Origin of the sequence: Nocardia camponoti (genome assembly GCF_014646135.1) — a bacterium.
Lineage (GTDB): Bacteria > Actinomycetota > Actinomycetes > Mycobacteriales > Mycobacteriaceae > Nocardia > Nocardia camponoti.
This window is the reverse complement of record NZ_BMMW01000002.1, coordinates 695056-720578: the sequence shown is the minus strand read 5'-3', so window position 1 is coordinate 720578 and position 25523 is coordinate 695056. Positions and strand designations below refer to the sequence as shown.

Genomic DNA, 25523 nt, shown 5'->3' with positions numbered 1-25523 from the left:
GCACATCCCGCGCCCGCCGTGGCGCCCCCGTCGCTCGACACCGACCCGGCCACCGTGGAAACCATCGTCCACGTGCTGCGCCACGGCGAGGTGCACAACCCCAACGGCATCCTCTATGGCCGCCTGCCCGGTTTCAGCCTTTCGGTCACCGGTCGCGCGCAAGCTGCCGCTGTCGCGCGGTCGCTCGCTGACCACGACATTTCGATGGTGATCGCGTCGCCGTTGCAGCGCGCGCAGGAAACCGCGGCGCCCATCGCGGCCGCGCACGACCTCACCATTCGCACCGACGAGAACCTCATCGAAGCGGGCAACACCTTCGAAGGTCTGCGCGTTTCCGTCGGCGACGGCGCGCTGCGCAAGCCGCGCCACTGGTGGAAGCTGCGCGACCCGTTCACCCCGTCGTGGGGCGAGCCCTACCTCCAGATCGCCCACCGCATGCTCGCCGCAGTGAACAAGGCGCGCGTCGATGGTGCTGGTACCGAGGTGGTTTTGGTTTCGCACCAGCTGCCCGTGTGGACGCTGCGACGGTTCCTTTCGGGCCAGCGACTGTGGCACGATCCGCGCAGTCGGCAGTGCTCGCTCGCGTCGCTTACCTCACTCGTCTACCACGGGGATACCCTGGTAGACATCGTGTACTCCGAACCGGCCGGCGCGTCGGACCCCGCGGTCCACGGCGCATGATCGGCTTCACCGCGTCACGTTCCACCCGTCGTTATCGGCGGGCGGTGAGTGCGCTGTTGTCTGCTACCGCGGTGGTCGCTGTTGCCGCTGGTTGTAGCGCCGGTGCCGACGCGGTGGCCACCGGTGGCGGCACCTTCCAGTTCGTTTCACCGGGTGGCAAAACCGAAATTCGATACGATCCGCCCGCTTCGCGCGGGACGATCGGCACGCTATCGGGGCCCGATCTGATGCATGAGGGAAAGACCGTTTCGGTCGACGATTTCCCCGGTCAGGTCGTGGTCATCAACTTGTGGGGACAGTGGTGTGGCCCGTGCCGCGCCGAGTCGCCCGCATTGGAAAAGGTGTACGCGGCGACGAAAGATCAAGGCGTCGCGTTCCTGGGCATCAATGTGCGTGATCAACAGCGCGACAAAGCCCAGGATTTCGTAGTGGACAACAAGATCGAATATCCGTCCATCTACGACCCGTCGATGCGAACTCTGCTCGCCCTCGGCGGAAACTTCCCAACCAGTGTCATTCCGACCACGTTGATCCTGGATCGTCAGCACCGGGTCGCCGCGGTCTACCTCCGCTCGCTATTGGCCGAAGACTTGCAGCCCGTGGTCGAGCAACTCGCCAAGGAGAAGCAGTGAGCCGTCGCCGTCCAGGAAACTTGACCGCGTGCCGTCCTCGTCAGGGTGCCCGTCGCCTGGGAGCAGGCTGGACCGTCGATGATCGATGGGCAGGCATCGCGACCGTCCCGCGCAGTGTCGCCGGAGAGGGCCTTTTCGATTTTGGCCCCGCCGACGCCGAAACTGAGCGCACGCTCGCCCGACCGGGTGACGACACCGACGCCGAGTCTTCGCGGGACGCCACCGAGTGATTCCGCTAGCCGCAGTCGGGGATAGTTTCCAACAGACGGCGGCATCGGGCCCGTTGTTGCTTGCTCTGGGCGCCTGCCTGTTGGCAGGGCTCGTGTCGTTCGCTTCGCCGTGCGTGGTGCCGCTCGTGCCCGGCTATTTGTCCTATCTCGCCGGGCTTGTTGGTGCCGAAGCGCCGCCCGCGACGGCCGCCCAGTCAGCCACGCTCACCGCGCAACGACGTAGTGCGAAACTGCGCGTCGCCGGTGCTGCCGGGCTGTTCGTTGCTGGGTTCACCGTTGTTTTCGTGCTCGCGACCGCGACGGTTTTCGGCGTGATTCAAACGCTGAATGTGAACCGTGACGTGCTGCAACGCGTCGGTGGCGTCGTCACGATCCTGATGGGGTTGACCTTCATCGGGCTCGTTCCCGCGCTGCAACGCGACACGCGAATGGAACCGCGCAGGCTCACCAGCATCGTCGGCGCGCCGCTGCTCGGCGGTGTTTTCGCGCTTGGCTGGACGCCGTGCCTTGGGCCGACGTTGTCGGGCGTGATGGCCGTCGCCGCTGGCACCGAAGGCACGACCGCCGCGCGTGGTGTCGCGTTGATCGTCGCGTATTGCCTCGGGCTCGGCCTGCCGTTCGTGATTTTGGCGTTCGGGTCGGCCAGCGCGTTGCGTGGTGTCGGTTGGCTGCGGCGCAATTCGCGAACCATTCAAGTTATCGGGGGAATTTTGCTCGTCGCTGTCGGCGTCGCGCTGGTCACGGGGGCATGGGACCAGTTCGTTGGCTGGGTGCGTGACGGGTTCGTCTCCGAGGTGACTCTTCCAATCTGATGACTGACACACTCACACCCCCAGTGGCGATGCCGCCTGTCCCGAAGCAGTCTCCGGTCGGGCGCGCTGTCGCGTTTGTTCGCAATGGCTGGCGCGGGCTCACGAGTATGCGCACCGCGCTCGTGCTGCTTTTCCTGCTCGCGCTCGCGGCGATTCCCGGCGCGTTGTTGCCGCAGCGCAGTTTGAACTCGCAGAAGGTCGACCAGTACATCGCCGACCGGCCGACGCTTGGTCCGATCATGGACCGCGCCGAACTGTTCGACGTGTTCAGCAGTTTCTGGTTCACCGCGATTTACGTGCTGCTTTTCATCTCGCTCGTCGGCTGCATCCTGCCGCGCTGCGTCGACCACTTCAAAGCGTTGCGCACGCCGCCCGTCGCTGCTCCGCGCAACCTTGGTCGACTGCCGCATCACGCGAGCGAGACAACTGACGAGTCGGCTGACGAAGTCGTTGAGCGCGCGCGTGGGCAGTTGCGCGGGTGGCGAGTCGTTGTTCGGCCGGGCAAGCGCGACGGGGAAGTCACGCTGTCGGCCGAAAAGGGCTACCTGCGCGAACTCGGCAACCTCGTTTTCCACCTCGCGCTGGTTGGGTTGCTCGTCGCGATCGCGGTTGGCAAGTTGTTTGGTTACGAGGGCAACGTCATCGTGATCACCGGCGACGGGCCCGGGTTCTGTAGCACGTCGCCAGCCGCGTACGACTCGTTCCGCGCGGGCAACGTGAACGACGGCACCGGCATGACGCCGCTGTGTGTGAAGGTCAAGGACTTCAAGGCCGACTACCTCGACAACGGGCAGGCCGAGATGTTCAAGTCGAACATCTCCTACCAGGCAGGTGCCGACCTCGCGACCAACACCTGGCGCGACACCGAGGTCGCGGTCAACCACCCGCTTCGCGTTGCTGGCGACCGCGTTTACCTGCAAGGACATGGCTTCGCGCCCACGTTCACCGTCACGTTCCCGAATGGGGCGACCCGCACCGAAACCGTGCAGTGGCGGCCCGACGACGCGCGGACGTTCCTGTCGAGCGGTGTGTTGCGGATCGACCCGCCCGGCGGCATGTACGCGACCGAGGAAGAGCGGCGCAAGAACCAGATCGCGATCGAAGGGCTGTTCGCGCCGACGGCGTTGATGCACGGCAGCCTGTTGACGTCGGCGTTCCCGCGAATGGACGATCCGGCGGTCGCTATCGACGTCTATCGCGGTGATACCGGGCTTGACACCGGTCGTCCGCAGTCGTTGTTCGCCCTCGACAGCGAAATGATTAAGCAAGGCCGCTTGACGAAGGAAGCGCGCGTCAACCTCACGCCAGGGCAGTCGACCACGCTGCCGAGCGGCGTGAAGGTCACTTTCGACGGCGCGAAAGAGTTCGTCAACCTTCAGGTTTCGCATGACCCAGCCCAGGGTTGGGTGCTGGTGAGCGCGTTGACGATGATGGCCGGGTTGCTTGTGTCGTTGCTGGTCAAGCGGCGACGCGTGTGGATTCGGGCCTACCCGTCCGATGCGTCCGACGGTCAACGACGTACCGTAGTAGAAATGGGTGGACTGGCCAGAAGCGATCAAGCTGGCTGGGGCGGCGAATTCGACAAGCTGCGCACCCGCCTGCTCGGCGCTGAAACGGAGAAGTAGATGCCGATCGACGAAACGCTGGCCCGCTACAGCGACTTCGCCTTCAAGACCGCGATTGTCGTTTACGCGCTCGCGGCGGTGTTCCTGCTTGTGCAGTACGCGTCTGAGCGAGGCAAGAAAGTTCTTGAGCGCGAGCTAGTTGCCGTTGGCGCTGGCGACGGTCCCGGTCGAGTCGCGCCCGTTGAGAAGCGACCGCTCGCTGAGCGCTTCGGCAACATGGCGTTCTCGGTACTGATTGTTGGGGCGGCGCTGCACGTTGGTGCCATCGTGCTGCGCGGGTTCGCGACGCACCGGTTCCCATTCGGCAACATGTACGAATTCACGACGATGGCGACGGCCGCCGCTGTCGTGATCGGCCTCGCGTTCCTGCGTGAGCAGCGCTACCGCGGCATGTGGGTGTTCTTGCTGATCCCGGTGCTGATTTTGATGTTCCTCGCGGGCACGATTCTTTACGCTGACGCGGCACCAGTTGTCCCTGCATTGAAGTCGTACTGGTTGCCTGTGCATGTAACGATCGTTTCGGTCGGCAGTGGTGTTTTCCTGGTTTCGGGCGTCGCGAGTTTGCTGTACCTGTTCCGGATGCGTGAGCAGTCGGGCAGTGAGTCGAAGAACGTCCTCGGCACCATCGCATCGCGTTTGCCTGACGCGCAGTCCCTTGACCAGCTGGCATACAAGACCACGATCATCGGCTTCCCCCTGTTCGGCGCCGGCGTAATCCTCGGCGCGATTTGGGCCGAAGCAGCATGGGGCCGCTTTTGGGGTTGGGACCCGAAAGAAACCTGCTCTTTCATCGCGTGGGTTTTGTACGCGGCTTATTTGCATGCACGCGCAACCTCCGGTTGGCGAGACACGAAGGCCGCATGGATCAACGTGGCGGGCTTCGTAGCAATGCTGTTCAACCTTTTCATCATCAACATGGTGATCAGCGGTTTGCACAGCTACGCGGGGTTGAACTAACTCAACTGAGTTTTCAACTCGCGCAATGGGTTTCGTTCTGCGATGATCTCCGGTTCGGTCCGAAATGGGGCCGTTTGAATCGGGAGTTTTGATGCGCAAGTTTGGGGCTGGCCTCGCCGCTGTTCTGGCTGTTTCTCTTGGCGTGCCGGGGGTTGCCGGGGCGGAGCCTGATGAGGAGGGGCACTACTACGGCGTGATCATGCACGCGTTTAAGCGCGGTGGCGACAGCGTGGTGACGGCGATCAACTATCCGAGTTTCGAAGCCGCGCGCGCGGGCGCCGACGAGAAGTGCGCGGAAGAGGGCGTGCCCCAATGTGTGCAGGTCGCCGCGTTCAGGGACGAGTGCGGTGCGGTCGCCTCCGTTGTCGGATATCGCAGTCACGGCGGGTCCGGCGCGACTATCGAGGAAGCAGAAGCCGACGCTCGCGAGCGGCTGATCGGACTCATCGGTCACCGTTACGAACACCGGATCGAGATTCTGAAGTCCATCTGCACGCCGAGTGATCCCGAGCAGGATTAAGTCAGTGTCAGCGTTCCCGCCGGGCCTTCGATCGTCGCGATCAAGGTCGGGCGGATGCCGGGGGTCAGTGCGATCGACGTGTCGAAGGTCTTCAATACCGCGTTCACCGCGCGAAAGGCCGGGTGCGTCGCCGAGAATGACACCAGTTTCGCCTGGGGGAGTGCCGCTGCCGGGTGTTCGGACGCGCCCCAATCGATCAAGAATGGGACCACTTCCACCGGCTGCTTAAAGTCGCGCAAGGCGATTCGCCAGTTCAACGTCACGCCGTCCGGGCGGGTGCGGGACATGTCGGTTGCCTCGCCCGACGGAAAGCCGATTTTGGCCGCGCGCGACAACGCGCCCTCGATATCGGACGTGCGGGCGACCCAACCTGCCAGGTGTGCCTCGGTCAAGGTATCGATGCCAAACGGGCGCGGACGAGCGGGCTCGGGCTGGGTTTCGTCGGGGCCGATGATTTCCAAGTACACATCGTCGCCACCAAGGCCAAGCAGGTAATTGCGGGTGCCTCGACCGTCGTGGCGACCACCCTCGACGGGTTCAACGCCAAGTTGGCGCGTGATCGTCGCCAACGTGGTTTCGAAGTCGGGGGTGGCAAGGACGAGATGATCGAGGTCGCTCACGCGGCCAACGTTAACCGTTCAGCACCCAACACTGCACAGATGGAATCGCCATGAGCCAATCCCCAAGCGCGACAAGCGAATTCAGCAGTAGTAGCAGATCTTGTTCGCGGGCAACTCAACGTGACAGTTCAAGCAAACCGGCTTGCGCACCGGCTCCGGCTTGGGCGTCGCGACACTGCCGCGACGCGAAGTGGCCCGCTTCACCGTCGCATCAGCTTCCTCGTTCGCGGCCATGTTCGCCGACGTCGACTGACGAATAGCGGCAACCTTCGGCGGCAAGGTGGGCAGTCCACCGTCGGCGGGCAGATCGGTTGCGAAATGCTGGTAGCACTGCCAACGCGCGGCGGCGGCGTGCATTTCCAAGTCATTGGGGATGGGCAGACCAGCGACTTCGAGAATGTAGCGGTAGCTGGTGCCAACGGTCTGATTTTTGCGCACACACAACGCGCTCAGCGGCGGTTCGTTATTTGCGTGGCAGTACTCGGTGACCTTATCGAGTACGACGGGCAGCCAATGCTGCCACTTCACCTGGGTGCGGATCCCGGATTCTTCCTGGACCAGCTCAGCCAACTCAGTGTTGACAATGAAGTTGTTGAATTGACTCGCTGTTTCAGCGAGAACATCGTGTGCCGCGGTAACCCAAGCTGACCGAGCCTCGGTGAACGTCACGGCGCTGCCGTCTGCCGCGCGCCAGGTGGTCGGGATGGAACTCTGCTGCACATCGATCACCGGAATACGTTATCTATTCACGTTTTTCGCCCGACATTCGGGGTATGTGCGGCAACTCACGCTACACACTCGCGACAAGCGCGAGCCGGTGAGGGCCCGCGCTCGACAGCGGTGAGTCAGCGCGGGACTGCCTCAGTGGTGAGCGATTCAAGCAATTGCATTACTTCAGATTCGCGGAAACGCCGATGCCCGCCCGGGGTGCGCAGCGACCCGAGTCGACCAGCATGAGCCCAGCGGGTCACGGTCTTGGGGTCTACGTGGAACATGGCGGCTACTTGGCCTGGTGTCAGCAGAGCGTCCGAGCCGACGGTGATCGCAGTCATAGCTAACCTCTCCGTTCTCGACAGTTCCCTCATCAGTCCGCGCCATCGTCGCACTAGGACCCCCACGTAGTCGAACCACCTACTGTTGGTAAAGGGGAGGTAATGGACAAAAGCCGCGAACAGGGCTCGCAAGAGTTGGGGGTTAGGCTGACAGAGTGAGTGAAACAACTGGTCAGCAAGGTGAAGAAGGCGCCGGCAAGCGATTGGCCCTGAATCTGGGGATCTATACGCTCGCCCGTATCGGCCTGGTCGTGGTGATCGCCGCGCTCATCGTCGGCGTTGCTCAACTGGTGAACGTCGACGTGCCGCTCATCGTAGCGGCTCTGTTCGCGGTCATTGTCGCTATGCCACTTTCGCTTACGTTGTTTAAGAAACTGCGCGCGCGTGTGAACGCAGACATCGCTGTCGTCGACGCGAAACGTCGCCAGGACAAGGCGCAACTGCGCGCCCGACTGCGTGGTGGAGAAGACGAAGGGTGAAGCACTGCGATCGCAGCGCCCCGCGTGACTGGGTCGACAACGCGGTTCGGCTCATCGACGCCGACAGCCAACGCTCGGCCGACACCCACCTGTTGCGCTACCCGCTTCCCGCTCATTGGCCGGTGCAGCTTTACCTCAAAGATGAATCAACCCACATCACCGGCAGCCTGAAGCATCGGCTCGCGCGGTCGCTTTTTCTCTACGCGATCTGCAACGGCTGGGTGACCGAGGGCACGACCGTTGTTGAGGCGTCGTCGGGGTCGACGGCCGTCAGCGAGGCCTATTTCGCGAAATTGCTTGGGCTTGAGTTTGTCGCCGTGATGCCTGCGAGTACGTCGCCGCAAAAAGTGGCGTTGATCGAAGCGCAAGGCGGCCGTTGCCATTTCGTCGACGGACCTGACCTTTACGGGGCCGCGAAGCGGATCGCCGCCGAGTCGGGCGGGCACTTCATGGACCAGTTCACCCACGCTGAACGCGCGACCGACTGGCGCGGCAACAACAACATCGCCGAGTCGATTTTCGAGCAAATGGCACTGGAAACGCATCCGGTCCCGCAGTGGATTGTCGTCGGCGCGGGCACGGGCGGAACGAGCGCAACGATCGGCCGCTACATCCGCTACCGCAGGCACGCGACGAAATTGGCCGTTGTCGACCCGGAAAATTCCGCGTTTTACGGCGGTTTTGAAAACGCAGACGCCACGTTCACCACGGGCCTTTCGTCGCGGATCGAAGGCATCGGTCGACCTCGTGTCGAGCCATCATTCGTCGGTCAGGTCGTTGATCGGATGATCGCGGTGCCCGACGCGGCGTCGATCGCGACCGCCCGGCACGCGAGCGCCGAACTGGGCCGCCGCGTCGGCGGCTCGACCGGGACAAACCTGTGGGGCGCGTTCTCGCTGATCGGCGAATTACTCGACGCTGGCGAGAGCGGCAGCGTGGTGACGTTGCTGTGCGACGGCGGCGACCGCTACGCGAGCACGTACTTCGACGACAATTGGGTCGCCGACCAGGCCCTAGACCTAGCCAGCCCAACAGAAATCCTCACCGAATTCGCTTTGACCGGAAAGTGGCGCGGCTGAACACTTCTCGTGTTGCGACGAGTCGTCAACCATCGATAATCGGTGACGAATCGTCGAGATCGAGGAAACGAGACGCAGCGCATGTACGAGACGTTCAACGAATCGGCGAGGACGGCCGTGGTGGCCGCGCAAGAGCATGCGAGGGAACTGCGCTCACTCCGGATCACGCCCGCGCACGTGCTTGTCGGGGCGCTGGCACAGCCTGATCAGGAACTTACGGTCACCGTGCTTTCCGCACACGGCATCACTCGTGACGGACTGCTCGCCGAATTAGCCTCTCTGCCGCAGATCAGCGAGGCCGAATGGGAAGCTGACGAGCCCGTGTCGGCACGTCAGCGGCAGGTTCGGGCTGAGCGAGTACGCGACGCAAAGCCTCTGCCGCCCGGCGAAAAGCCTCCGGTGCCTTTCTCCCGCAATGCAAAGAGAATTCTCGAACTCGCACTGTATGAGGCGATGCGGTATTCGGAACTTGATATCGGCGCTCAGTACTTGGTGCTCGGCATATTGCAGGTCGATGATCCCGCGACTGTCGCCGTGCTTGGCGGCGCCGATGTGGTCGAGGCAGCCGAGGCGGAGCTGCGCGCCGCACTTGAGGCCGCTGCCTAGGCGACACCAGACCGCATAGCCGGACACCCCCAAGTCCGGCCAAATCGGGCCTAGCATTGACCTATGCAGCTAGCACTTCGTCTGGTAGTCAATGCGATCGCGATCTGGGCGGCCGTCGCGTGGATCCAAAAAATCTGGATTCTCGTTCCCGCTGACTGGGGGCGGTGGGGCGAAGCGGCGATCATCGTGATCATCGCCGCCGTTTTCACCGCCGTCAACGCCGTGATCAAGCCGATCATCAAGCTCTTGTCGCTGCCGTTCGTGATCCTCACGCTCGGCCTGTTCCTGCTTGTGGTGAACGCGGGCATGCTCGCGCTGACCGCGTGGATCACCAGCCTCACCGACTACGGCCTGCGCATCGACGGGTTCTGGGCGGCGTTCTGGGGTGGCGTGATTGTTTCGCTGGTGAACTGGGTGCTTGGGCTCGTTGTTCCTGACAAGGACTAGGTCCGACCAAAACTAAGTTAGCCCGACCGCCAACGCGGTCAACGCCGACCACACGAGCATCGCCAGACCGGAGTCGCGGAGGGCGGGTATCAGTGCGAGCCCGCCCTTTCCGCTGCGCACGGGCGCGTTGGCGCGAATCGCGAGCGGGAGCGCGAGCAGCCCCACGAGCGCGAACGGTGTGCGAACAACAAGCACGAGACTGAGCACGAACGGCAGCGCGAGCAACACCAATTGCAGTGTGCGGGTGCGCGGATCACCGAGGCGTACCGCGAGCGTGACCTTGCCCGACTCGGCGTCGGTTGGGATGTCGCGCAGGTTATTCGCGACAAGGACCGCACTCGAAAACGCGCCTACGCCGACAGCGAGGGCGAGACCAACCCAATCGACACGGCCGGCTTGCACATATTCGGTGCCGAGCACCGCGATGAGGCCGAAGAAAATAAAGACCGCGATCTCACCAAAACCGCTGTACCCGTAGGGCTTTTTGCCACCGGTATAAAACCACGCACCAGCCAGACACAGCGCGCCAACGGCAACCAGCCACCACGCCGACGTTGCCGCGAGAATCAGACCAGCAACCGCGCCAACACCCAAGCTCGCGAATGCGGCAGTACGCACCGATTCCGGCGAAGCCAATCCGGAGCCGACCAGCCGCAGCGGGCCAACCCGTTCGTCGTCGGTGCCGCGAATACCGTCGGAATAGTCGTTGGCGTAGTTGACGCCGACGATCAGCGCGAGCGAAACAAGCAGTGCCAGCGCCGCTTTCCACCAGACGAGCCCGTCGATCGAAGCGGCAGCGCCGGTGCCAGCCAGGACCGGCGCGATCGCGTTGGGCAGTGTCCGTGGCCGGGCACCTTCGATCCATTGCGCAGCTGTAGCCATGCTGGGCAGCCTAGTCGCGTGATTAGGTGTCGGCGGATTCAGCGATCGCCTTCAACTGGGCTAGGCCGCGATCGAAATCTTTGAGGATGAGCTTGTCGACCGGCACGATCTTGCCGATTAACCCGAAAAGGCCGCCACGGGTGCCGTTCATGCGCCACGTGACCTCGGTGCCGCCCGCGGTTGGCACGAGCGTAAACGTGACGTAATTGACTGCTTTGAACGGCTTTTCGAACCGCAGTTCGATGCCAACCCCCTGCTCGGAGTCGGCTTTCACCTCCATCGCGCCAATGCCGGCCTTGCGGTTGCCGCGCCACGCGTAACTGGCACCGACGCCCGACTCGGGCCCGGTGTAAGTGCGCGCGAGATTGGGATCGGCTTCTTCCCAAGGCGACCAACGCCGCCATTGACGAAAATCGTTGAGCAGTGGATGAATGCGCGCCGGGGCGGCGGCAATGGTTGTGTGCCTCGACACCTCGAAGTCGGCCATGCGCACGAGAATAAGTGAGGGCACCGACAAAAAGCGGTTCAGCGGGTCGCGTCACCCAATAGTCGACGCAATGCCGCGCGGTCCGGCTTGCCTGGACCACGCAGCGGGATCTCGCTGAGCACCGCCAGTTCGCGCGGGGCGGCGATCGAATCGAGTTCGGCGACCACGTGCGCGCGCAGTTCATCGAGCGTTGGCGATGTGCCGTCGACCGGCACGATCGCGACGGCGACGCGCTGGCCAAGTCGCTCGTCGGGCAGGCCGAGCACGATGCATTCGCGAATCGCCGGATGCGTCGAAAGCACCGCTTCGACAACCTGCGGGATTACAAGGAGCCCGCCGGTCATGATCGCCTCGTCTAGTCGACCGGTGATCGACAACAGCCCGTCAGCGTCGATACTGCCCGCGTCCTCGGTGCGGAACCAGCCGGGTTCGGCGAAGGCGGGATGATCGGGCAGGTTGCGGTAACCGCGCGCGACCATCGAGCCGCCGATCACGATGCGACCGTCTTCGACCCGGATTTGGGTGCCGTTAAGCGGCAGACCCTCGTAAACGCAACCACCGCACGTTTCGCTCATGCCGTAGGTCCGCACGACCTTGATGCCCATGTCGAGGGCACGTTCGTAAATCGGTACCGGGGTCGCCGCACCCCCGACGAGCACGCCGTCGAGCTCAGCGAGAGCTTTTGCCGCGATCGGCGAATCAAGCGACTTGATCAGCTGCGTCGGAACAAGCGCCGAGTAGCGACGCGGCCCGCGCATCGCACCGACCGCGCCGGCGAGCGCTTCGGGCAAAAAGCCGCCGGACACGTCGAGGACGGTCGGTTCGGTACCAGCGAGAATGCTGCGCAACAACACCTGGATGCCCGCGATGTGATGCGTCGGCAGGGCAAGCAGCCAGCTACCCGGTCCGCCGAGGCGTTCGTGGGTCGCGTTGCCGCTCGCGCGCAGCGCTTCGGCACCAAGCAGCGCGCCCTTCGGAATGCCGGTTGTGCCCGATGTGGTGACGACAAGCGCGACCTCATCGTCGATCGGATCGCCCGGTTTCAGCGCGTCGGAAAGTCGAGCTGCCTCGCGCCGATCAGTGGTCGGAATCGGCAGCCACGCTGGGCCGCTGCCGTCGAGAGCCTGACGCAAATGCGGAAGAACTTCGCTGACCCCGGCGCCGGTAGGCATCTGTAGCGTCCGCAGGGTTCGGCTCACGCAACTACCTCCCGATCCAGCTCGCCACACGCCCTCACGGAGTCGATCGTGTCATGCGAGCCGACAGACCGGGGCAACGGGTCGGTTTCGGCGGAAACGGCACTAGAAAGCGAGAAGACATAGCGACTGCGATTCAGTAGACGATAACCAGACGGACAAATCCCGCACTGCCCGGGCAACGGCGATCGGGCGCTTGCTCGGAGCTATCGTTGCCGTCTGAGCCAGCTTCGGCAAGTCGGCTACCCCGAGCAAACGCATCGCTCACGCCGTTGACCAGTGTGAATACTCGTTAGAAGTGCCAGGGATACGGTGCCCAATCGGGCTTGCGCTTCTCCAAGAACGAGTCGCGACCCTCGACCGCTTCGTCGGTCATGTAGGCCATGCGCGTCGCTTCGCCAGCGAAAAGCTGCTGGCCGACAAGGCCGTCATCGGCCAAGTTGAACGCGTACTTGAGCATCCGCTGGGCCTGCGGTGACTTGCCGTTGATCTCGGCGGCCCACTCCAACGCGACGTTTTCCAGCTCGTCATGATCGACGACCTTGTTCACCGCGCCCATCTCGTGCATTTCCTGCGCGGTGTAAGCGCGACCGAGGAAGAAGATCTCGCGAGCGAACTTCTGGCCAACCATCTTCGCCAAATACGCGCTGCCGTAACCACCGTCGAACGAGCCGACGTCGGCGTCGGTCTGCTTGAACCGCGCGTGCTCACGCGACGCGAGCGTCAAATCGCAGACGACATGCAGGCTGTGGCCACCACCGGCGGCCCACCCGTTGACCACCGCGATCACGACCTTCGGCATGAACCGAATGAGCCGCTGCACCTCAAGGATGTGCAAGCGACCAGCCCGCGCCTGATCGACGGTGTCAGCCGTTTCGCCCTCGGCGTACTGGTAGCCGCTGCGACCGCGAATCCGCTGGTCACCGCCCGAACAGAACGCCCAGCCACCATCTTTCGGACTCGGCCCGTTGCCGGTGAGCAGCACCGCGCCAACGTCGGGCGTCATGCGCGCGTGATCGAGCGCGCGGTAAAGCTCATCGACCGTGTGCGGCCGGAACGCGTTTCGCACTTCAGGGCGGTTGAACGCGACACGAACCGTGCCCTGATCAACGCGCCGGTGGTAGGTGATATCGGTAAGGTCCTCGAACCCCGGGACGGTCTGCCACAGCTTCGGATCGAAAGTCACAGAACGCATTATGGCCCGGGCTACTCGCCAGTCGCTACGAGGCCGCAACTGCGCAGGTGAGGCCGTCGAAGCGCGACCGGGTTGCCCCATGCGTATAGTCTCGATCGCACGTTCAACGAACCGATCCGGAGGAACCTGAAAGTGGTTGCAGCACTGTCTGAATCCCTGCTCGACGACACCAAGCGTCCCGCTTTTCTTGCAGAGGCCGTCGAGGTTCTCGACGCCGAGGTCTCGGACAAGGGCGGCGCGTCCGGCCTGGTCGTGAAGGGTGGCTACGCGGCCGTCAAGAAGATCAGCCCCACGATCGTCCCCGACGCGCTCGCGTCGCTCGCGCCGAAGTTGCTTGAGCAGCTTCAGCCGTACTGGGTCGAATACACCACCACCGGCACCGGCTCGTTCGCCGATCTGCTGAACTCGAAGTCCGACGAGGTCGCCGAGTCGCTGCTCGCCGTCACCGACGCTCGCGCCGACGCGTCGACGCGTCCTGCGTTGCAGAAGGTGTACTCGTCGATGCGTGGTTCGGCGAAGAAGCACGTGATTGAGGCGCTGCCGCGCGTTGCGGGTTTGGTCCAGAAGCACGCTCAGTAATTTGGCGGTGCTGTATTTTCTGGCGTCGCCTGCGGCGCCGCCGGGGTTAGCGCCCTGAGGTCCGCCCGATGGGTTAGCGCCGCACGCCCATCGGACGGACGGCGCTAACCCTTTGGGGATACCTTGGCGGGAAGGTGCGCTTTCCGCGCATGCGTGGGCAGGGTGGCTGGGCGCAGCTGGCGAGCCCGTGGCGCAGATTACGGGGTGCGGGGCGGAATCTCGGGGGCGTTTCTGTCAGGCTGGGGGAGTGAATCCGTCTACCGCTCAGGCCCGAGTTGTCGTCGACGAGCTCGTACGCGGTGGTGTGCGCGAAGTGGTGTTGTGCCCGGGCTCGCGTAATGCCCCGCTCGCGTTCGCTTTGCAGGCCGCTGACGTCGCCGGACAGTTGCGGTTGCACATGCGCATCGACGAGCGCACCGCGGGATTTCTCGCGATCGGGCTCGCGGTTTCGTCTGGTCAGCCCGTTCCCGTTGTGATGACGTCGGGTACCGCGGTCGCCAATCTCGCGCCCGCTGTTCTTGAAGCGAATTACGCGCGCGTTCCGCTCATTGTCATTAGTGCGAATCGGCCTTACGAGATGCTCGGCACCGGGGCCAACCAGACGGTTGAACAGCTTGGCCTTTTCGGTTCGCAAGTGCGCGCGACGATCAGTCTCGGTCTCGCCGAAGAAGAAGCTGAGCAGTACCCGCGGCAAAACAGTGTGTGGCGGTCCGCTGTATGTCGCGTATTAGCTGCCGCGCGCGGCACCCGGTCGGGCAACGCGGGCCCGGTCCAATTCGACATTCCGCTGCGTGAGCCGCTCGTTCCGTCGCTTGACGAAGCGCCGCTGCCCGCTGGTCGCCCGGACGATCGCGCGTGGACGGCGACGCAGTACGCGACGCTCGACGTCCCGCTCGACATCGACCTCACCCCCGACACCGTCGTCATTTCCGGCCACGGTGCGCGCCTGCTTCCCGAGCTGTCGGCGCTGCCGACCGTCGCCGAGCCGACCGCGCCGCTGCACGGGCCAGCTCTGCATCCGCTCGCGCTTTCGCTGTTGAAGCCCAAACAGGCGATCATCACCGGCCGACCGACGTTGCATCGCCAGGTCTCGCGGGTGCTCGCCGATCCCGATGTGACGGTCTTCGCGTTAACAACCGGACCGCGCTGGCCTGATGTTTCCGGCAACGTCGTCGGGACGGGAACACGCGCGGTGACCTCGGGCGCGCCCGCAGCCGACTGGCTCGCCCGCTGCGCCGAACTCAATTCCGTCGCCGAAGCAGCCGTGCGCGACGAACTCGCCGCGCACCCGAAGGCGACCGGCCTGCATGTCGCGGCTGTCGTGACCGCCGCTTTGCGTGAAGGCGACCAACTGCTGCTCGGCGCGTCGAACCCCGTGCGCGACGCCGCGCTTGTCTCGACGCCGCGCCCCGGAATTCGCGTGATGTCGAACCGTGGTGTGGCAGGCATCGACGGCACCGTTTCCGGCGCGGTGGGTGCCGCGCTCGCGCACCCGGGCCGCACGATCGCGCTGATGGGCGACCTCACGTTCCTCCATGACGCGTCCGGCCTGCTGATCGGACGAGGCGAACCGCGCCCGGCCAACCTCACGATCGTCGTTGCCAACGACGACGGCGGCGGCATCTTCGAACTGCTCGAACAGGGCGATCCGCAATACGCGGGCGTGTTTGAGCGCGTGTTCGGCACGCCGCACGGCATGGATCTCGCCGCGTTGTGCGCCGCTTATCGCGTGCCGCACCGCCAGGTTGATCCGACCGAGTTGGCCGCCGAACTCGCCGACGACGCGCACGGTTTGCGTGTGCTCGAAGTGGTCACCGAGCGCTCGTCGCTGCGCGAACTACACGCGACCGTGCGCGCGCGAATCGCCGATCAGTAGTCCTCGACCTCGGTCGTGTCCTCGGCGACGGTGAAACCTTCCGCACCTTCGTCGAAGGGCACCGGGATGGTTTGTTCGATGACGTCGGCCGCGTTGGCGGTGTCGGCGTCGCGTGCGATGTTGGCCGCCATCTCGTCGACGTAATTGGCGGCATCGAAAAAGGGCGGTTCATCGGGGTCGGCGTCGCGGAACGCATCTTGCGCCTGTTCGACCCGATCGGCCTCGGGGACCACGTCCAGCGGGCGAGCGTCTTCGTAGTCGATCATCGATGCTCCTTGGGTCGGGAACGCGATCTGCCCTACCAGCGTGCGCCGATCCGCGCTGCTCGGCAACCCACTCCGATGAGTTTCGTGCGCTGGAATCGTCTGCACAGGGGTAGTCGCGTCGTCGCTAAAAGGAGTGCACATGGAACCGCAGTTCGATTTCGAACCCGCCGCTCGCGCGCTGACGGCAGTTGTCGACGGGATCGTCGATGACCAACTCACCAACCCAACACCCTGCGAAGAGGCGACGGTACGCGACTTACTCGCCCACGTCGTTGGGCTAACCGAGGCGTTCCGGCAGGCCGCGACGAAGGAGTCGGTTGGTCACTCGACCCCGCCGCCCAGCGGTGCCGACAGCCCGCTTCCCGACGATTGGCGCACCCGCATCGCCGTCCAACTCGGCACGTTGACCGCGGCGTGGCGCGCTGCCGACGCATGGGACGGTGACACCGAGGCTGGTGGCGTCGAGTTGCCTGCGGCGGTGATGGCGATGGTCGCGCTCGACGAGATCGTGATTCACGGCTGGGATCTGGCTGCCGCGACCGGTCAGGAGTTGGCTGTGACACCGACGGATGTGGGGATTCTCGCCGAATTCCTGCGCGACACCGACCCTGCTGGCACGCCGGGCTTGTTTGGACCAACCGTCGAAATCGCTTCGGACGCACCAGCATTCGACCGCCTACTCGGCCTTACGGGCCGAGGCCCCGCGTGGACTGCACCCCGTTAGCGTTGCGGCAACCAGTATTTGAGGGCGCTGGATCATGCGCGCTGGGCCTGCTTCGTGACGAACGTTCCTGCTGCGGCGGCGACAGCGGCGGCCTTCGCCGCTTGCTCGGCGGCTTCGTCGTCGATCGGGTCGCCACTGGCGAGTAGCCGGTAGTACAGCGGCGCGGAGACGGCAGAAAGGACAGCCCGTGCGTCGGTGCCAGCGGGAACTTCGCCACGGACAACAGCGGCTTCGACGCAGGGTGTCCATTCAGTGAGCCGCGTGTCGTAGAAGGTGCGCAGCGCGGCAGCGGTGGCATCGTCGCAGGTGGCTGCGGCGATGACAGCGCGGAAGAGATTGCTCTGGCGACCGTCGGTGAGGGTCTTCGCAACCAGGCGCGCGTTGGCCATGAGGTCTTCGATCAGCGAGCCGGTGTCGGCGCGTGGCAGCGACTGCTCCGCCATATCGACGAGCAGGTCACCCACCAGCCCCGCGGGGGTGCGCCAACGGCGGTAGACCGTGGTTTTCCCGACCCCGGCACGTGCGGCAACCTCAGCCAGGTCGAGGTGGGCGAATCCACGGTCCGCGAGCAAATCACCCGCCACTTCCAGGACAGACTCTCGGACCCGGGCAGTGCGCCCACCAGGGCGCACAGAGCCCGGCCAAGCGATGTCGTGATCCATAATGGAACTCCTGTTTCATTTAGCGCGATTAGGGTGTACCGTCGAACGCGTTAACGAAACTATAGTCCCTTTAGGAGCTCTCATGGAATATCGGCGGCTCGGCGCATCAGGTCTTCTCGTTCCTGCCCTCGGCTTCGGCGCAGGCACTTTCGGGGGTCGAGGTGCTCTGTTCAGTGCGTGGGGCGATACCGATGCCGCGCAGGCAAGGCGGTTGATCGACATCAGCTTGGAGGCCGGTGTCACCCTGTTCGATACTGCGGATGTGTATTCCGATGGCGCATCGGAAGAGGTTCTCGGCGCGGCCATCAAGGGCAGGCGCGAACAGGTTTTGTTATCAACGAAGTCGGCGCTACCGACCGGCCCCGGTCCGCACGAAGCGGGCTCCGGTCGCGCAAGGCTGATTCGTGCCGTCGATGCCTCGTTGCGCCGTCTCGGTACCGATTATCTCGACCTGTTCCAGTTACACGCATTTGATGCGGGCACCCCATTGACCGAAACTCTCGGCGCACTTACTGATCTCGTGCGCGCGGGCAAGATCCGCTATCTCGGCGTGTCCAATTTCGCCGGGTGGGAGTTGATGAAAACACTCGCCACCGCCGAGGCGCATGGTCTGGAAAAGCCGGTCGCACATCAGGTCTACTACTCGCTAGTCGGACGTGACTACGAATGGGAACTGATGCCACTCGGTGCCGACCAGGGCGTTGGCTCCATCATCTGGAGTCCGCTCGGCTGGGGCAGGCTCACCGGAAAAGTCCGTCGTGGGCAACCGCTTCCGGCCGGAAGCCGACTCCACGAGACGGCTCAGGCAGGACCACCCGTTGACGATGAGCGCCTTTACAACATCGTCGACGTGCTCGATCGAATCGCCGCTGAAACAGGTCGCAGCGTTCCCCAGATCTCTCTGAACTGGTTGCTCACCCGTCCCACCGTTGCATCCGTATTGATCGGTGCCCGGAACGAGCAACAGTTACGTCAGAACCTGGGCGCCACCGGCTGGCATCTCGAACCCGAACACCTCGCCGCGCTAGACGCCGTTAGTGCCACCACACCGCCGTACCCCTACTACCCGTATCACCGGCTGCCCGATTTCGCTCGGCTCAACCCGCCAGCGGCCCGCGCGGCCTGAGCCGGAAGGTCAGTACACGTCGCGCACGTAGCGTTTTTCGGCGACGAGGTGTTTCTTGAAGGCCAGGGCTGCTGTCTCGTCGAGTTTGCCGTGGATCTGGGCGATGCGGAGCAAGGTGTCGTCGACGTCTTTCGCCATGCGGGCGGCGTCGCCACACACGTAGAAGTGGGCGCCGTCGCGCAACCACGCCCACAGTTCCGCGCCGTGTTCGATCATGCGGTGCTGGACGTAAACGCGTTCGCGTTGGTCGCGGGAGAAGGCGAGGTCTAGGCGGGTCAGGAAACCGGAGCGGAACATGTCTTCCAGCTCGGCTCGGTAATAGAAATTATGCGCGGCATGTTGGTCGCCGAAAAACAGCCAGTTTTTGCCGGTCGCGCCCATCGCCCGACGCTCGTGCAGGAAACCACGGAACGGGGCGATGCCGGTGCCCGGGCCAACCATGATCATCGGCGCTGTCGGGTCGAGTGGAGGACGGAAGTGTGGGGCGCGTTGCAGGAAGATCGGGATTTCGGTGGTCGCGCGGTCGGCGAGGAAGGTTGAGCACACGCCTCCGCGTTTGGCGTCGTCGCCGTAGCGGACAACGCCGACCGTCAGCTGAACTTCGTCAGGAGTGGTGAGCGGGCTCGACGAGATCGAGTATTGGCGTGGCTGAAGCTTTTTCAGCACGCCGAGCCAGTCGACGAGGTCGGTGTTGACCGGGAAGTCGCGCAGCACGTCGACGGCTTGCTTGTCCCACAGGTATTTCGCGAGCTCGTTGCGATTGTCGCGACGCAGGAGTTTCGCGAGTTGCGGGTGTGGGTTGCGTTCGGCGAGGAAGGTCAGGAGGTCGGTGCTTACTTTGGCGATGTCGAAGTGGGTTTTGAGGGCGTCGGCGAGCGGGATGTCGTGCCCGTCGACGGTGACGGCGCGGTTCGGGGTGAGCCCGGTCGCGGTAAGCCACTCATTGACGAGCGCGTCGCTGTTGCGCGGCATGACCCCGAGGGAGTCACCGACCTCGTAGGTTGCGTCGAGGTTATGGAGGTCGAACCCGAACCTGCGCACCTCCTTGTCGGACCCATCCGCGCTGAGCAGTTCGTTGCGCATGAGAGGAGCGAGGATGGGCGATTGGCGCGTAAACGGTTGTGCGACACGGTGATTGGTGCGATCTGCGAGGGCGGTTGACCCACCGCGTGGGGAAGTGTTGGTCCCGCCAGCGTTGCGGCCACGAAAATTGCCCGCGTTGCCCACACCGTTGAGGCCGGTCGTGTTCGCCCCGGCAGAGCCTGTTGTGGTGCGCGAGCCGCCGCCCAAGCCCGTCGCGCTGCCGACGCCGTTCGGGGCGGCGCTGCCAGTGACAGCTCCGGTCCGGCCCGCCCCTGCAGGGTCTGGAGTGGTGCCTGGGCCAGAGCCGCCATTAAAGCCAGCTGCGCCGTTGGGCGTGAGAGCGCCGTGGCCTCCAGCCGATCCGACGCCAGCGTTGCTTGGGTCATGCGTGGCGAAATTGGCTGCGCCGAGTCCCGGTGACGCGAATCCTGCGCTGCCATGTTGGGCCGGACCGCGCGGGGACCCATAACCCGTGCTGGCAAAATCAGTGAAAGTGGCTGGTGCCGTTGGTATTACGCCCTGAGGTCCGGGTTCGTCAACGTTCGAGGCGGGTCCGCCAGGGCGATCCGTCAACGCGACCACGACCGCGTCGACCCAATCTTGTGCCGACTCTTCGTAATCAGGCTCGCTGTCGACGCGGGGGAGTAGACGCTGAGCGCCACGCTCGGCGAGCAGTTCGTCTAGCTTCCGGCCATGTCCGCAAAAGTCGTCGTATGAGGAGTCGCCTAGTGCGAACACCGCGTAGCGCACGCCGGGGAAACGCAGCGCGCTGTCGCTGATACGCGACCAGAAGTCAGCGCCGTTGTCCGGCGGCCCACCGTCGCCGAAAGTGCTTGTGACGACGATTAAATCCCCGGTGAGCGCGTCGAGTTCGCACGAATCCATGTCGACGAGCGTCGGGGCGAGACCCGCATCGCTGAGCCGGGCGGCGACCATCGCGGCAAGTTCCTCGGCCGTTCCCGTCTGCGATGCCCACAGCAGCGTGATGGGGCGCGACGGGGCGTCGGGCGCTACGCCGGGCTCCGCGAACGCGGCAGGCCCGCCGACTGTCCGCGAGTACATCCCCGCGAGCAACCCGTCGACATACATCCGCGTATGCCCCGACATCGGCGCACTCGCTGGCAACACCGGCAGCCCGGTGACTGGAAGCGATTGCAACGCCGCGAGGTACCCGCCGAGATAGATTCGCTCGACTTCACTGAGCGTCGGCGCGCTACCCGATTGCAGCCCAAGCACATTCGCGAGCGGATGCACCCCGCCCCGAGCGGCACCCACGCCGCCGGTGTTCGCGTTCCCACCGGCGCCAGCCCACGCGGGGGTGCCAACGCCCAGGCCGACGCCGTTCGCGAATTCGCCAGCATCCGACCACGCATCGACGTCGGCAACATCGCCGCTTTGCCCTGCACTCGCACCTACGCCTGTACCGGCACCCACACCTGTTCGCCCAGCGATACCTGCGCCAGACTTCTCACCGTCGCGTACCTCCGTCGGTCCCGCCGCCTCCGGCTGAGCACCCGCCTCAACCGGCGCGGGTCCAACCCTCCGCAACGCAACAGCGCACGCCTTGAACTCCGGCTGCAACGACGCCGGGTCTACCGCGTCGCTGGTCACCGCGTTGATCGTCAAGTACTCCCCGTGCTCGTCGTTCCAATGGAACGGCGCGAAGCAGTCGCCGGGGCGCACCCGGTCGCTCACCCGCACGGGCAAAACCGCGCGACCACGGCGGGAGGCGATTTCCAGCACGTCACCAGCGGCGAGGCCCAAGCGCTCCGCGTCGGATGGATGCACCTCAACGAACGGGCCGCCGGTCAACTTGGTCAGTTTCGCGATCTTCCCGGTCTTGGTCATCGTGTGCCACTGATGTTGCAAACGCCCCGTATTCAGCAGGAATGGGTAGTCATCATCGGGCATTTCGGCAGGGAGCATGTGCGGTCGCGGGAAGAACATCGCGCGACGGTTCGGCGTCGCGAAGGCCAGCCGGGGCGCGACCCCACTCACCGGATCAACGAACCCATCATTGAGGTACCGGATCGGGTTACGCGGCTGGGCGGGGTCGGCGCACGGCCACTGCATCGGCCCGGCAGCGAGCGTTTCGTAGGAGATCCCGCTTAGGTCATAGCCGGTCGCCGGATTCGCGAATTGCCGCAGTTCGTCGAAAACCTCAGCGCTGGAAGCGAATTCGAACCCAGGGAACCCCATCGCGGTGGCAACCTGGGCGATCAGCATCCAGTCTGGCCGAGCGTCGCCAACCGGGTCAACCGACTGTCGCGCCAACGTGAGCGTGCGCTCGGAGTTCACCATCACCGCGTCGGCCTCCGCCCACAGCGTGGCGGGCAGCAGGATGTCGGCGTAGGCGTTGGTCGCGGTTTCGGTGAACGCGTCCTGGACAACAACCAACTCGGCAGCTTCGAGCCCGGCGATCACGGTCTTCCGATTGGCAACGGTCGCAACCGGATTCGTGCAGATAACCCACGCGGCCTTGATCGCGCCTTCTGCCAACTGACCGAACATGTCGATCGTGCCGGGCCCGGCTTCGGTGCGCAACGAACCGGGATCAAGCCCCCACGCCGTCTCAACAAACGTGCGATCGGCAGCCGAAAGCAAACTCCGCTGCCCAGGCAGCCCGGGCCCCATGTACCCCATCTCGCGCCCACCCATCGCGTTCGGCTGACCGGTGAGCGAGAACGGCCCCGACCCGCGACGGCAGATCGCGCCCGTCGCCAAATGCAGGTTGATCAGCGCGTTCGTGTTCCAGGTGCCGTGCGTCGACTGGTTGAGCCCCATCGTCCACAGCGACATCCACTCGCCAGCGTCGGCGATCATGCGGGCAGCGGTCCGAATGTCGTCGACGGCGAGTCCGGTGATGTCGGCGACCCGCTCAGGCGCGTAATCGGCGAGGAACTCCGGCATCGCGTCCCAGCCGTCGGTGTGGGCGGCGATGAACTCCGAATCGATGGCACCTTCTTCAACCAGCAGAAAGAGCAGCCCGTTGAGCAGTGCGAGGTCGGTGCCGGGCACGATCTGGAGGAACAGGTCCGCGCGCGCGGCGGTATCGGTGCGGCGCGGGTCGACAACAATCAGCTTCGCGCCAGCCTTCAGCCGGTCGACCATGCGCAAATAGAGGATCGGGTGGCAATCGGCCATGTTCGCGCCGGTCACGAAGAACAGATCGGCGTGGTCGAAGTCGTCATAGGACCCGGGCGGCCCGTCGGCGCCAAGCGACTGCTTGTATCCGGTGCCCGCGCTCGCCATGCACAGCCGTGAGTTGGCCTCAAGGTGGACCGTGCGTAGGTGGCCCTTGGCGAGCTTGGTCGCGAGGTACTGCGCCTCAAGCGACATCTGTCCCGACACATACAGCGCGATGGCGTCGGGCCCGTGCTCGTCGAGAATCGCGCGTAGTCGTGCTGCGGTTTCGGCAATCGCCGCGTCGACCGGCACCGCGACCGGCGTTTCGCCGCGCTCAGGCCGTCGCAGCGCGGTAGCCATGCGACCGGGTGCCGCCATCATGTCGGCATGCGTCGCACCTTTGGTGCACAGTCGACCGCTGTTGGCCGGGTGCAGCTTGTCCCCGGACACCTTCGCGATAAGTCGCGCGCCCGACTGATCAGTCGTAGTTTGGACGGTAATTCCACAACCGACCCCGCAGTACGAGCACTGCGTACGAACGCCGGTCTCGGATGGTTCGGTCATGCCCTCGATCATTACCAGTCGGCATTGCGCCCGATTTACTGAACGTTAGGTCCAGGTGACAAAAGACCTCACCGCCGAAAATCCGGACGGTGAGGTCGATGTGGGCAGGATCACCCCAGTTTGTAAGCCCGATGAAGTGCGACGATCCCGCCGGTGAGGTCGCGCCACTGGACCTGATCCCAGCCAGCTTCGCCGATGCGACGGGCCAAGCGCCGCTGGTTCGGCCACGCCCGGATCGACTCGGCTAGGTAAACGTAAGCATCCGGGTTCGAACTCACCGCACGCGCGACGCGGGGGAGTGCCTTCATCAAGTACTCCATGTACACCGTGCGGAACGGCGCGAAGACCGGCGTGGAGAATTCGCAGACGACAACGCGACCGCCCGGCTTGGTGACGCGCCACATCTCGCGCAGCGCGAGGTCGATGTCGGCGACATTGCGCAGCCCAAACGAGATGGTGACCGCGTCGAAGGAATTGTCGGCAAACGGCAACGCCATCGCGTCGCCAGCAACCATCGGCACCCGACGGAACCGCCCGGCGGCGAGCATCCCCTGCGAAAAGTCCGTCGCCACACACCACGCGCCCGACTTGCCAAGTTCGACCGTCGAAACGCCAGTGCCAGCCGCGAGGTCGAGCACGCGTTCGCCCGGTCGCGGCGCGACGGCCCGGCGCGTCGCCCAACGCCAGTACCGATCCTGGCCTGCGGAGATAACCGTGTTGGTGAGGTCGTAGCGTTTCGCCACTCCGTCGAACATCGACGCGACCTCGTGGGGTTGCTTATCAAGCGAAGCCCGAACGGGTTTGCGCTGCTCTGTTGTCGCCACGATTTTCAGCTTATCCGCCGCACGCGACAGGGTTCAGGCCGAGCGGGCAAGGCGCTGGTCAGTGCCGGTGACCTCGGCGTAGTGGGTCATGAGTTCGGTGCAGATCGCGGGCCAGGTGCGGTGTAGCACCGACTTTCGAGCTGATGCGGCGAAGCGGGCACGTCCTACGTCGTCACGCAACGACGTGACCGCGCTTGGCAACAGCTCAGCGAACCGGCTCACCGGCAGCAGATATCCGTTGCGGCAGTGGGCAATTAGGTCGCGCGGGCCGCCCGCATCCGGCCCGATGACTGGCACTCCCGACGCGAGCGCTTCTTGAACGCCCTGACAGAACGTTTCGTGCTCGCCGGGATGGACCATCACGTCGAGACTCGCGTAATGCGTCGCGAGCTCGGTGCCGCCGAGTTCACCGGTGAAAATCGCGGTCGGCATGAGCTTGGCGAGTTTCGCGCGCTCGGGCCCGCCACCAACGATGACCAGCTGAATCGACGAATCGGCAGCCAATGCGGCAAGTCGCTCGACATGCTTTTCCGGCGCGAGCCGACCAACGAAACCAACGACGAGTCGGTCGGATTCGCCAATCCACGACGCGCGCAATTCCGCCGACCGCCGCGTAGGCGCGAACCGCTCGATATCGACCCCGCGCCCCCACCGATGCACGCGCGGAATCCCATGTTCGACCAGGTCAGCGGCCGCTGCCGACGACGGAGCGAGCGTGCGCGTCGACCCTTCGTGAATCCGTCGCGTCCAGGCCCACGCCGCTCGTGCGGCAATCCCGAGCCCATAACTTTTCGCGAAGCCAGCAACGTCGGTTTGGTACACCGCGATCGTCGGCAGATCCAACCGTGTCGCGGCGGCCAACCCGCCAGCGCCAAGCAGAAACGGCGAAGCGAGATGCACAACATCAGGGTCGAAATCGGCGATTGCTTTGGTAATTCCCGGCTGCGGCAACCCAACTGGGAGCGACGACACCTTCGGCACCATCATGGCGGGCACCCGATGCACCCGAAACCGACCGTGCGTGCGCGGCGCTGGCTCTTGGCCGCGCAAGGTGTCCGGCGCGACGATCATCGCCTCATGACCGCCAGCTTCGAGATGATCGAGCACCCGAAGGACGGAATTGACCACGCCGTTCATGTTCGGCAGAAATGACTCCGAGACGATGGCTACGCGCACCGCTCAAGCGTGGCCGA

At 64.6% G+C, this 25523-nt stretch carries 27 protein-coding genes; 15 read left to right on the top strand and 12 right to left on the bottom strand.

The features are described 5' to 3' along the window. The first annotated feature begins 18 nt into the window (after window positions 1-18). From IEX78_RS11340 to IEX78_RS11310, 7 genes are all read left to right on the top strand, one after another. Window positions 19-681 carry a histidine phosphatase family protein gene (locus IEX78_RS11340; protein WP_188829528.1) on the top strand — a complete coding sequence of 221 codons (663 nt, stop codon included), beginning with the start codon at window positions 19-21 and terminating at the stop codon, window positions 679-681. Beyond that, complete coding sequence (locus IEX78_RS11335) at window positions 678-1313, top strand: TlpA disulfide reductase family protein (protein WP_188828860.1); 636 nt, start codon at window positions 678-680, stop codon at window positions 1311-1313. The genes IEX78_RS11340 and IEX78_RS11335 overlap by 4 nt, the downstream gene beginning before the upstream one ends. Further along, a complete protein-coding gene (locus IEX78_RS11330; protein WP_188828859.1) occupies window positions 1310-1543 on the top strand; it encodes a hypothetical protein in 234 nt (77 codons plus the stop codon). The genes IEX78_RS11335 and IEX78_RS11330 overlap by 4 nt, the downstream gene beginning before the upstream one ends. Then, complete coding sequence (locus IEX78_RS11325) at window positions 1540-2355, top strand: cytochrome c biogenesis CcdA family protein (protein WP_188828858.1); 816 nt, start codon at window positions 1540-1542, stop codon at window positions 2353-2355. Before IEX78_RS11330 ends, IEX78_RS11325 begins: the two co-directional genes overlap by 4 nt. Then, complete coding sequence (gene resB, locus IEX78_RS11320; protein ID WP_188828857.1) at window positions 2355-3980, top strand: cytochrome c biogenesis protein ResB; 1626 nt, start codon at window positions 2355-2357, stop codon at window positions 3978-3980. Before IEX78_RS11325 ends, resB begins: the two co-directional genes overlap by 1 nt. Then, the gene (ccsB, locus tag IEX78_RS11315; protein WP_188828856.1) at window positions 3981-4937 is read left to right on the top strand and encodes a c-type cytochrome biogenesis protein CcsB; all 957 of its coding nucleotides are present in this window, start codon (window positions 3981-3983) and stop codon (window positions 4935-4937) included. A gap of 91 nt (window positions 4938-5028) precedes the next feature. After that, window positions 5029-5457: a DUF4189 domain-containing protein gene (locus IEX78_RS11310; protein WP_188828855.1), complete on the top strand. Its 429-nt coding sequence runs from the start codon at window positions 5029-5031 to the stop codon at window positions 5455-5457. On the opposite strand, the gene IEX78_RS11305 is transcribed toward IEX78_RS11310, so the two are convergent. The 3 genes from IEX78_RS11305 to IEX78_RS11295 all read right to left on the bottom strand — a co-directional run bounded on the left by IEX78_RS11305 (window position 5454) and on the right by IEX78_RS11295 (window position 7129). Continuing rightward, window positions 5454-6077, bottom strand: coding sequence for a VOC family protein (locus tag IEX78_RS11305; RefSeq protein ID WP_188828854.1), 624 nt, complete (start codon window positions 6075-6077; stop codon window positions 5454-5456). The genes IEX78_RS11310 and IEX78_RS11305 overlap by 4 nt on opposite strands. An 81-nt stretch (window positions 6078-6158) precedes the next feature. Further along, the gene (locus IEX78_RS11300; RefSeq protein ID WP_229683880.1) at window positions 6159-6806 is read right to left on the bottom strand and encodes a hypothetical protein; all 648 of its coding nucleotides are present in this window, start codon (window positions 6804-6806) and stop codon (window positions 6159-6161) included. A 116-nt stretch (window positions 6807-6922) separates the two neighbouring features. Next, the gene (locus tag IEX78_RS11295; protein WP_188828853.1) at window positions 6923-7129 is read right to left on the bottom strand and encodes a BldC family transcriptional regulator; all 207 of its coding nucleotides are present in this window, start codon (window positions 7127-7129) and stop codon (window positions 6923-6925) included. Window positions 7130-7284: 155 nt separating this feature from the next. Here IEX78_RS11295 and IEX78_RS11290 point away from each other — a divergent pair, with 155 nt between their 5' ends. The 4 genes from IEX78_RS11290 (at window position 7285) to IEX78_RS11275 (ending at window position 9740) form a co-directional block, all read left to right on the top strand. Continuing rightward, window positions 7285-7608, top strand: a complete 324-nt coding sequence (locus tag IEX78_RS11290) for a DUF4229 domain-containing protein (RefSeq protein ID WP_188828852.1) — start codon at window positions 7285-7287, stop codon at window positions 7606-7608. Beyond that, window positions 7605-8687 (top strand): L-cysteine desulfhydrase Cds1, encoded by a 1083-nt coding sequence (cds1, locus tag IEX78_RS11285; RefSeq protein WP_188828851.1) that lies wholly within the window; start codon window positions 7605-7607, stop codon window positions 8685-8687. The genes IEX78_RS11290 and cds1 overlap by 4 nt, the downstream gene beginning before the upstream one ends. A gap of 42 nt (window positions 8688-8729) precedes the next feature. Next, window positions 8730-9293, top strand: coding sequence for a Clp protease N-terminal domain-containing protein (locus tag IEX78_RS11280; protein WP_188828850.1), 564 nt, complete (start codon window positions 8730-8732; stop codon window positions 9291-9293). 63 nt (window positions 9294-9356) lie between these two features. Then, window positions 9357-9740 carry a phage holin family protein gene (locus IEX78_RS11275; protein ID WP_188828849.1) on the top strand — a complete coding sequence of 128 codons (384 nt, stop codon included), beginning with the start codon at window positions 9357-9359 and terminating at the stop codon, window positions 9738-9740. Window positions 9741-9752: 12 nt separating this feature from the next. On the opposite strand, the gene IEX78_RS11270 is transcribed toward IEX78_RS11275, so the two are convergent. The 4 genes from IEX78_RS11270 to IEX78_RS11255 form a co-directional block, all read right to left on the bottom strand. Continuing rightward, the gene (locus IEX78_RS11270; RefSeq protein WP_188828848.1) at window positions 9753-10622 is read right to left on the bottom strand and encodes a 1,4-dihydroxy-2-naphthoate polyprenyltransferase; all 870 of its coding nucleotides are present in this window, start codon (window positions 10620-10622) and stop codon (window positions 9753-9755) included. Between the two features lie 22 nt (window positions 10623-10644). After that, window positions 10645-11109, bottom strand: coding sequence for an SRPBCC family protein (locus IEX78_RS11265; RefSeq protein WP_188828847.1), 465 nt, complete (start codon window positions 11107-11109; stop codon window positions 10645-10647). Between the two features lie 38 nt (window positions 11110-11147). Beyond that, a complete protein-coding gene (gene menE, locus IEX78_RS11260; protein WP_188828846.1) occupies window positions 11148-12281 on the bottom strand; it encodes an o-succinylbenzoate--CoA ligase in 1134 nt (377 codons plus the stop codon). 316 nt (window positions 12282-12597) lie between these two features. After that, window positions 12598-13500, bottom strand: a complete 903-nt coding sequence (locus IEX78_RS11255) for a 1,4-dihydroxy-2-naphthoyl-CoA synthase (RefSeq protein ID WP_188828845.1) — start codon at window positions 13498-13500, stop codon at window positions 12598-12600. 132 nt (window positions 13501-13632) lie between these two features. On the opposite strand from IEX78_RS11255, the gene IEX78_RS11250 reads away from it, so the two are divergent. Together IEX78_RS11250 and menD are read left to right on the top strand one after the other, a co-directional pair. Continuing rightward, the gene (locus tag IEX78_RS11250; RefSeq protein ID WP_188828844.1) at window positions 13633-14079 is read left to right on the top strand and encodes a DUF6918 family protein; all 447 of its coding nucleotides are present in this window, start codon (window positions 13633-13635) and stop codon (window positions 14077-14079) included. A 247-nt stretch (window positions 14080-14326) separates the two neighbouring features. After that, complete coding sequence (gene menD / locus IEX78_RS11245) at window positions 14327-15955, top strand: 2-succinyl-5-enolpyruvyl-6-hydroxy-3-cyclohexene-1-carboxylic-acid synthase (protein WP_188828843.1); 1629 nt, start codon at window positions 14327-14329, stop codon at window positions 15953-15955. Here the strand turns inward: menD and IEX78_RS11240 are convergent. Further along, window positions 15949-16221 (bottom strand): Rv3202a family protein, encoded by a 273-nt coding sequence (locus tag IEX78_RS11240; protein ID WP_188828842.1) that lies wholly within the window; start codon window positions 16219-16221, stop codon window positions 15949-15951. The genes menD and IEX78_RS11240 overlap by 7 nt on opposite strands. Window positions 16222-16360: 139 nt before the next feature. On the opposite strand from IEX78_RS11240, the gene IEX78_RS11235 reads away from it, so the two are divergent. After that, a complete protein-coding gene (locus tag IEX78_RS11235) occupies window positions 16361-16945 on the top strand; it encodes a TIGR03086 family metal-binding protein (protein WP_188828841.1) in 585 nt (194 codons plus the stop codon). Between the two features lie 32 nt (window positions 16946-16977). On the opposite strand, the gene IEX78_RS11230 is transcribed toward IEX78_RS11235, so the two are convergent. After that, window positions 16978-17607: a TetR/AcrR family transcriptional regulator gene (locus IEX78_RS11230; protein WP_188828840.1), complete on the bottom strand. Its 630-nt coding sequence runs from the start codon at window positions 17605-17607 to the stop codon at window positions 16978-16980. Between the two features lie 82 nt (window positions 17608-17689). Here IEX78_RS11230 and IEX78_RS11225 point away from each other — a divergent pair, with 82 nt between their 5' ends. Next, window positions 17690-18733 (top strand): aldo/keto reductase, encoded by a 1044-nt coding sequence (locus IEX78_RS11225; RefSeq protein WP_188828839.1) that lies wholly within the window; start codon window positions 17690-17692, stop codon window positions 18731-18733. Between the two features lie 9 nt (window positions 18734-18742). On the opposite strand, the gene IEX78_RS24220 is transcribed toward IEX78_RS11225, so the two are convergent. From IEX78_RS24220 to IEX78_RS11205, 3 genes are all read right to left on the bottom strand, one after another. Further along, window positions 18743-23518 carry a molybdopterin-dependent oxidoreductase gene (locus tag IEX78_RS24220; RefSeq protein ID WP_373291562.1) on the bottom strand — a complete coding sequence of 1592 codons (4776 nt, stop codon included), beginning with the start codon at window positions 23516-23518 and terminating at the stop codon, window positions 18743-18745. Window positions 23519-23616: 98 nt separating this feature from the next. Further along, window positions 23617-24330 carry a demethylmenaquinone methyltransferase gene (locus IEX78_RS11210; protein ID WP_188828838.1) on the bottom strand — a complete coding sequence of 238 codons (714 nt, stop codon included), beginning with the start codon at window positions 24328-24330 and terminating at the stop codon, window positions 23617-23619. 33 nt (window positions 24331-24363) lie between these two features. Continuing rightward, a complete protein-coding gene (locus tag IEX78_RS11205) occupies window positions 24364-25506 on the bottom strand; it encodes a glycosyltransferase family 4 protein (RefSeq protein WP_229683878.1) in 1143 nt (380 codons plus the stop codon). Window positions 25507-25523 lie beyond the last annotated feature (17 nt).

Coding starts and splice junctions, on each gene's coding strand:
- resB (WP_188828857.1), top strand. CDS start 2,355: ATGACTGACACACTCACACCCCCAGTGGCGATGCCGCCTGTCCCGAAG.
- IEX78_RS11240 (WP_188828842.1), bottom strand. CDS start 16,221: ATGATCGACTACGAAGACGCTCGCCCGCTGGACGTGGTCCCCGAGGCC.
- menE (WP_188828846.1), bottom strand. CDS start 12,281: ATGCCTACCGGCGCCGGGGTCAGCGAAGTTCTTCCGCATTTGCGTCAG.
- IEX78_RS11225 (WP_188828839.1), top strand. CDS start 17,690: ATGGAATATCGGCGGCTCGGCGCATCAGGTCTTCTCGTTCCTGCCCTC.
- IEX78_RS11270 (WP_188828848.1), bottom strand. CDS start 10,622: ATGGCTACAGCTGCGCAATGGATCGAAGGTGCCCGGCCACGGACACTG.
- IEX78_RS11255 (WP_188828845.1), bottom strand. CDS start 13,500: ATGCGTTCTGTGACTTTCGATCCGAAGCTGTGGCAGACCGTCCCGGGG.
- IEX78_RS11335 (WP_188828860.1), top strand. CDS start 678: ATGATCGGCTTCACCGCGTCACGTTCCACCCGTCGTTATCGGCGGGCG.
- ccsB (WP_188828856.1), top strand. CDS start 3,981: ATGCCGATCGACGAAACGCTGGCCCGCTACAGCGACTTCGCCTTCAAG.
- IEX78_RS11230 (WP_188828840.1), bottom strand. CDS start 17,607: ATGGATCACGACATCGCTTGGCCGGGCTCTGTGCGCCCTGGTGGGCGC.
- IEX78_RS11310 (WP_188828855.1), top strand. CDS start 5,029: ATGCGCAAGTTTGGGGCTGGCCTCGCCGCTGTTCTGGCTGTTTCTCTT.
- IEX78_RS11275 (WP_188828849.1), top strand. CDS start 9,357: ATGCAGCTAGCACTTCGTCTGGTAGTCAATGCGATCGCGATCTGGGCG.
- IEX78_RS24220 (WP_373291562.1), bottom strand. CDS start 23,518: ATGATCGAGGGCATGACCGAACCATCCGAGACCGGCGTTCGTACGCAG.
- IEX78_RS11265 (WP_188828847.1), bottom strand. CDS start 11,109: ATGGCCGACTTCGAGGTGTCGAGGCACACAACCATTGCCGCCGCCCCG.
- IEX78_RS11295 (WP_188828853.1), bottom strand. CDS start 7,129: ATGACTGCGATCACCGTCGGCTCGGACGCTCTGCTGACACCAGGCCAA.
- IEX78_RS11235 (WP_188828841.1), top strand. CDS start 16,361: ATGGAACCGCAGTTCGATTTCGAACCCGCCGCTCGCGCGCTGACGGCA.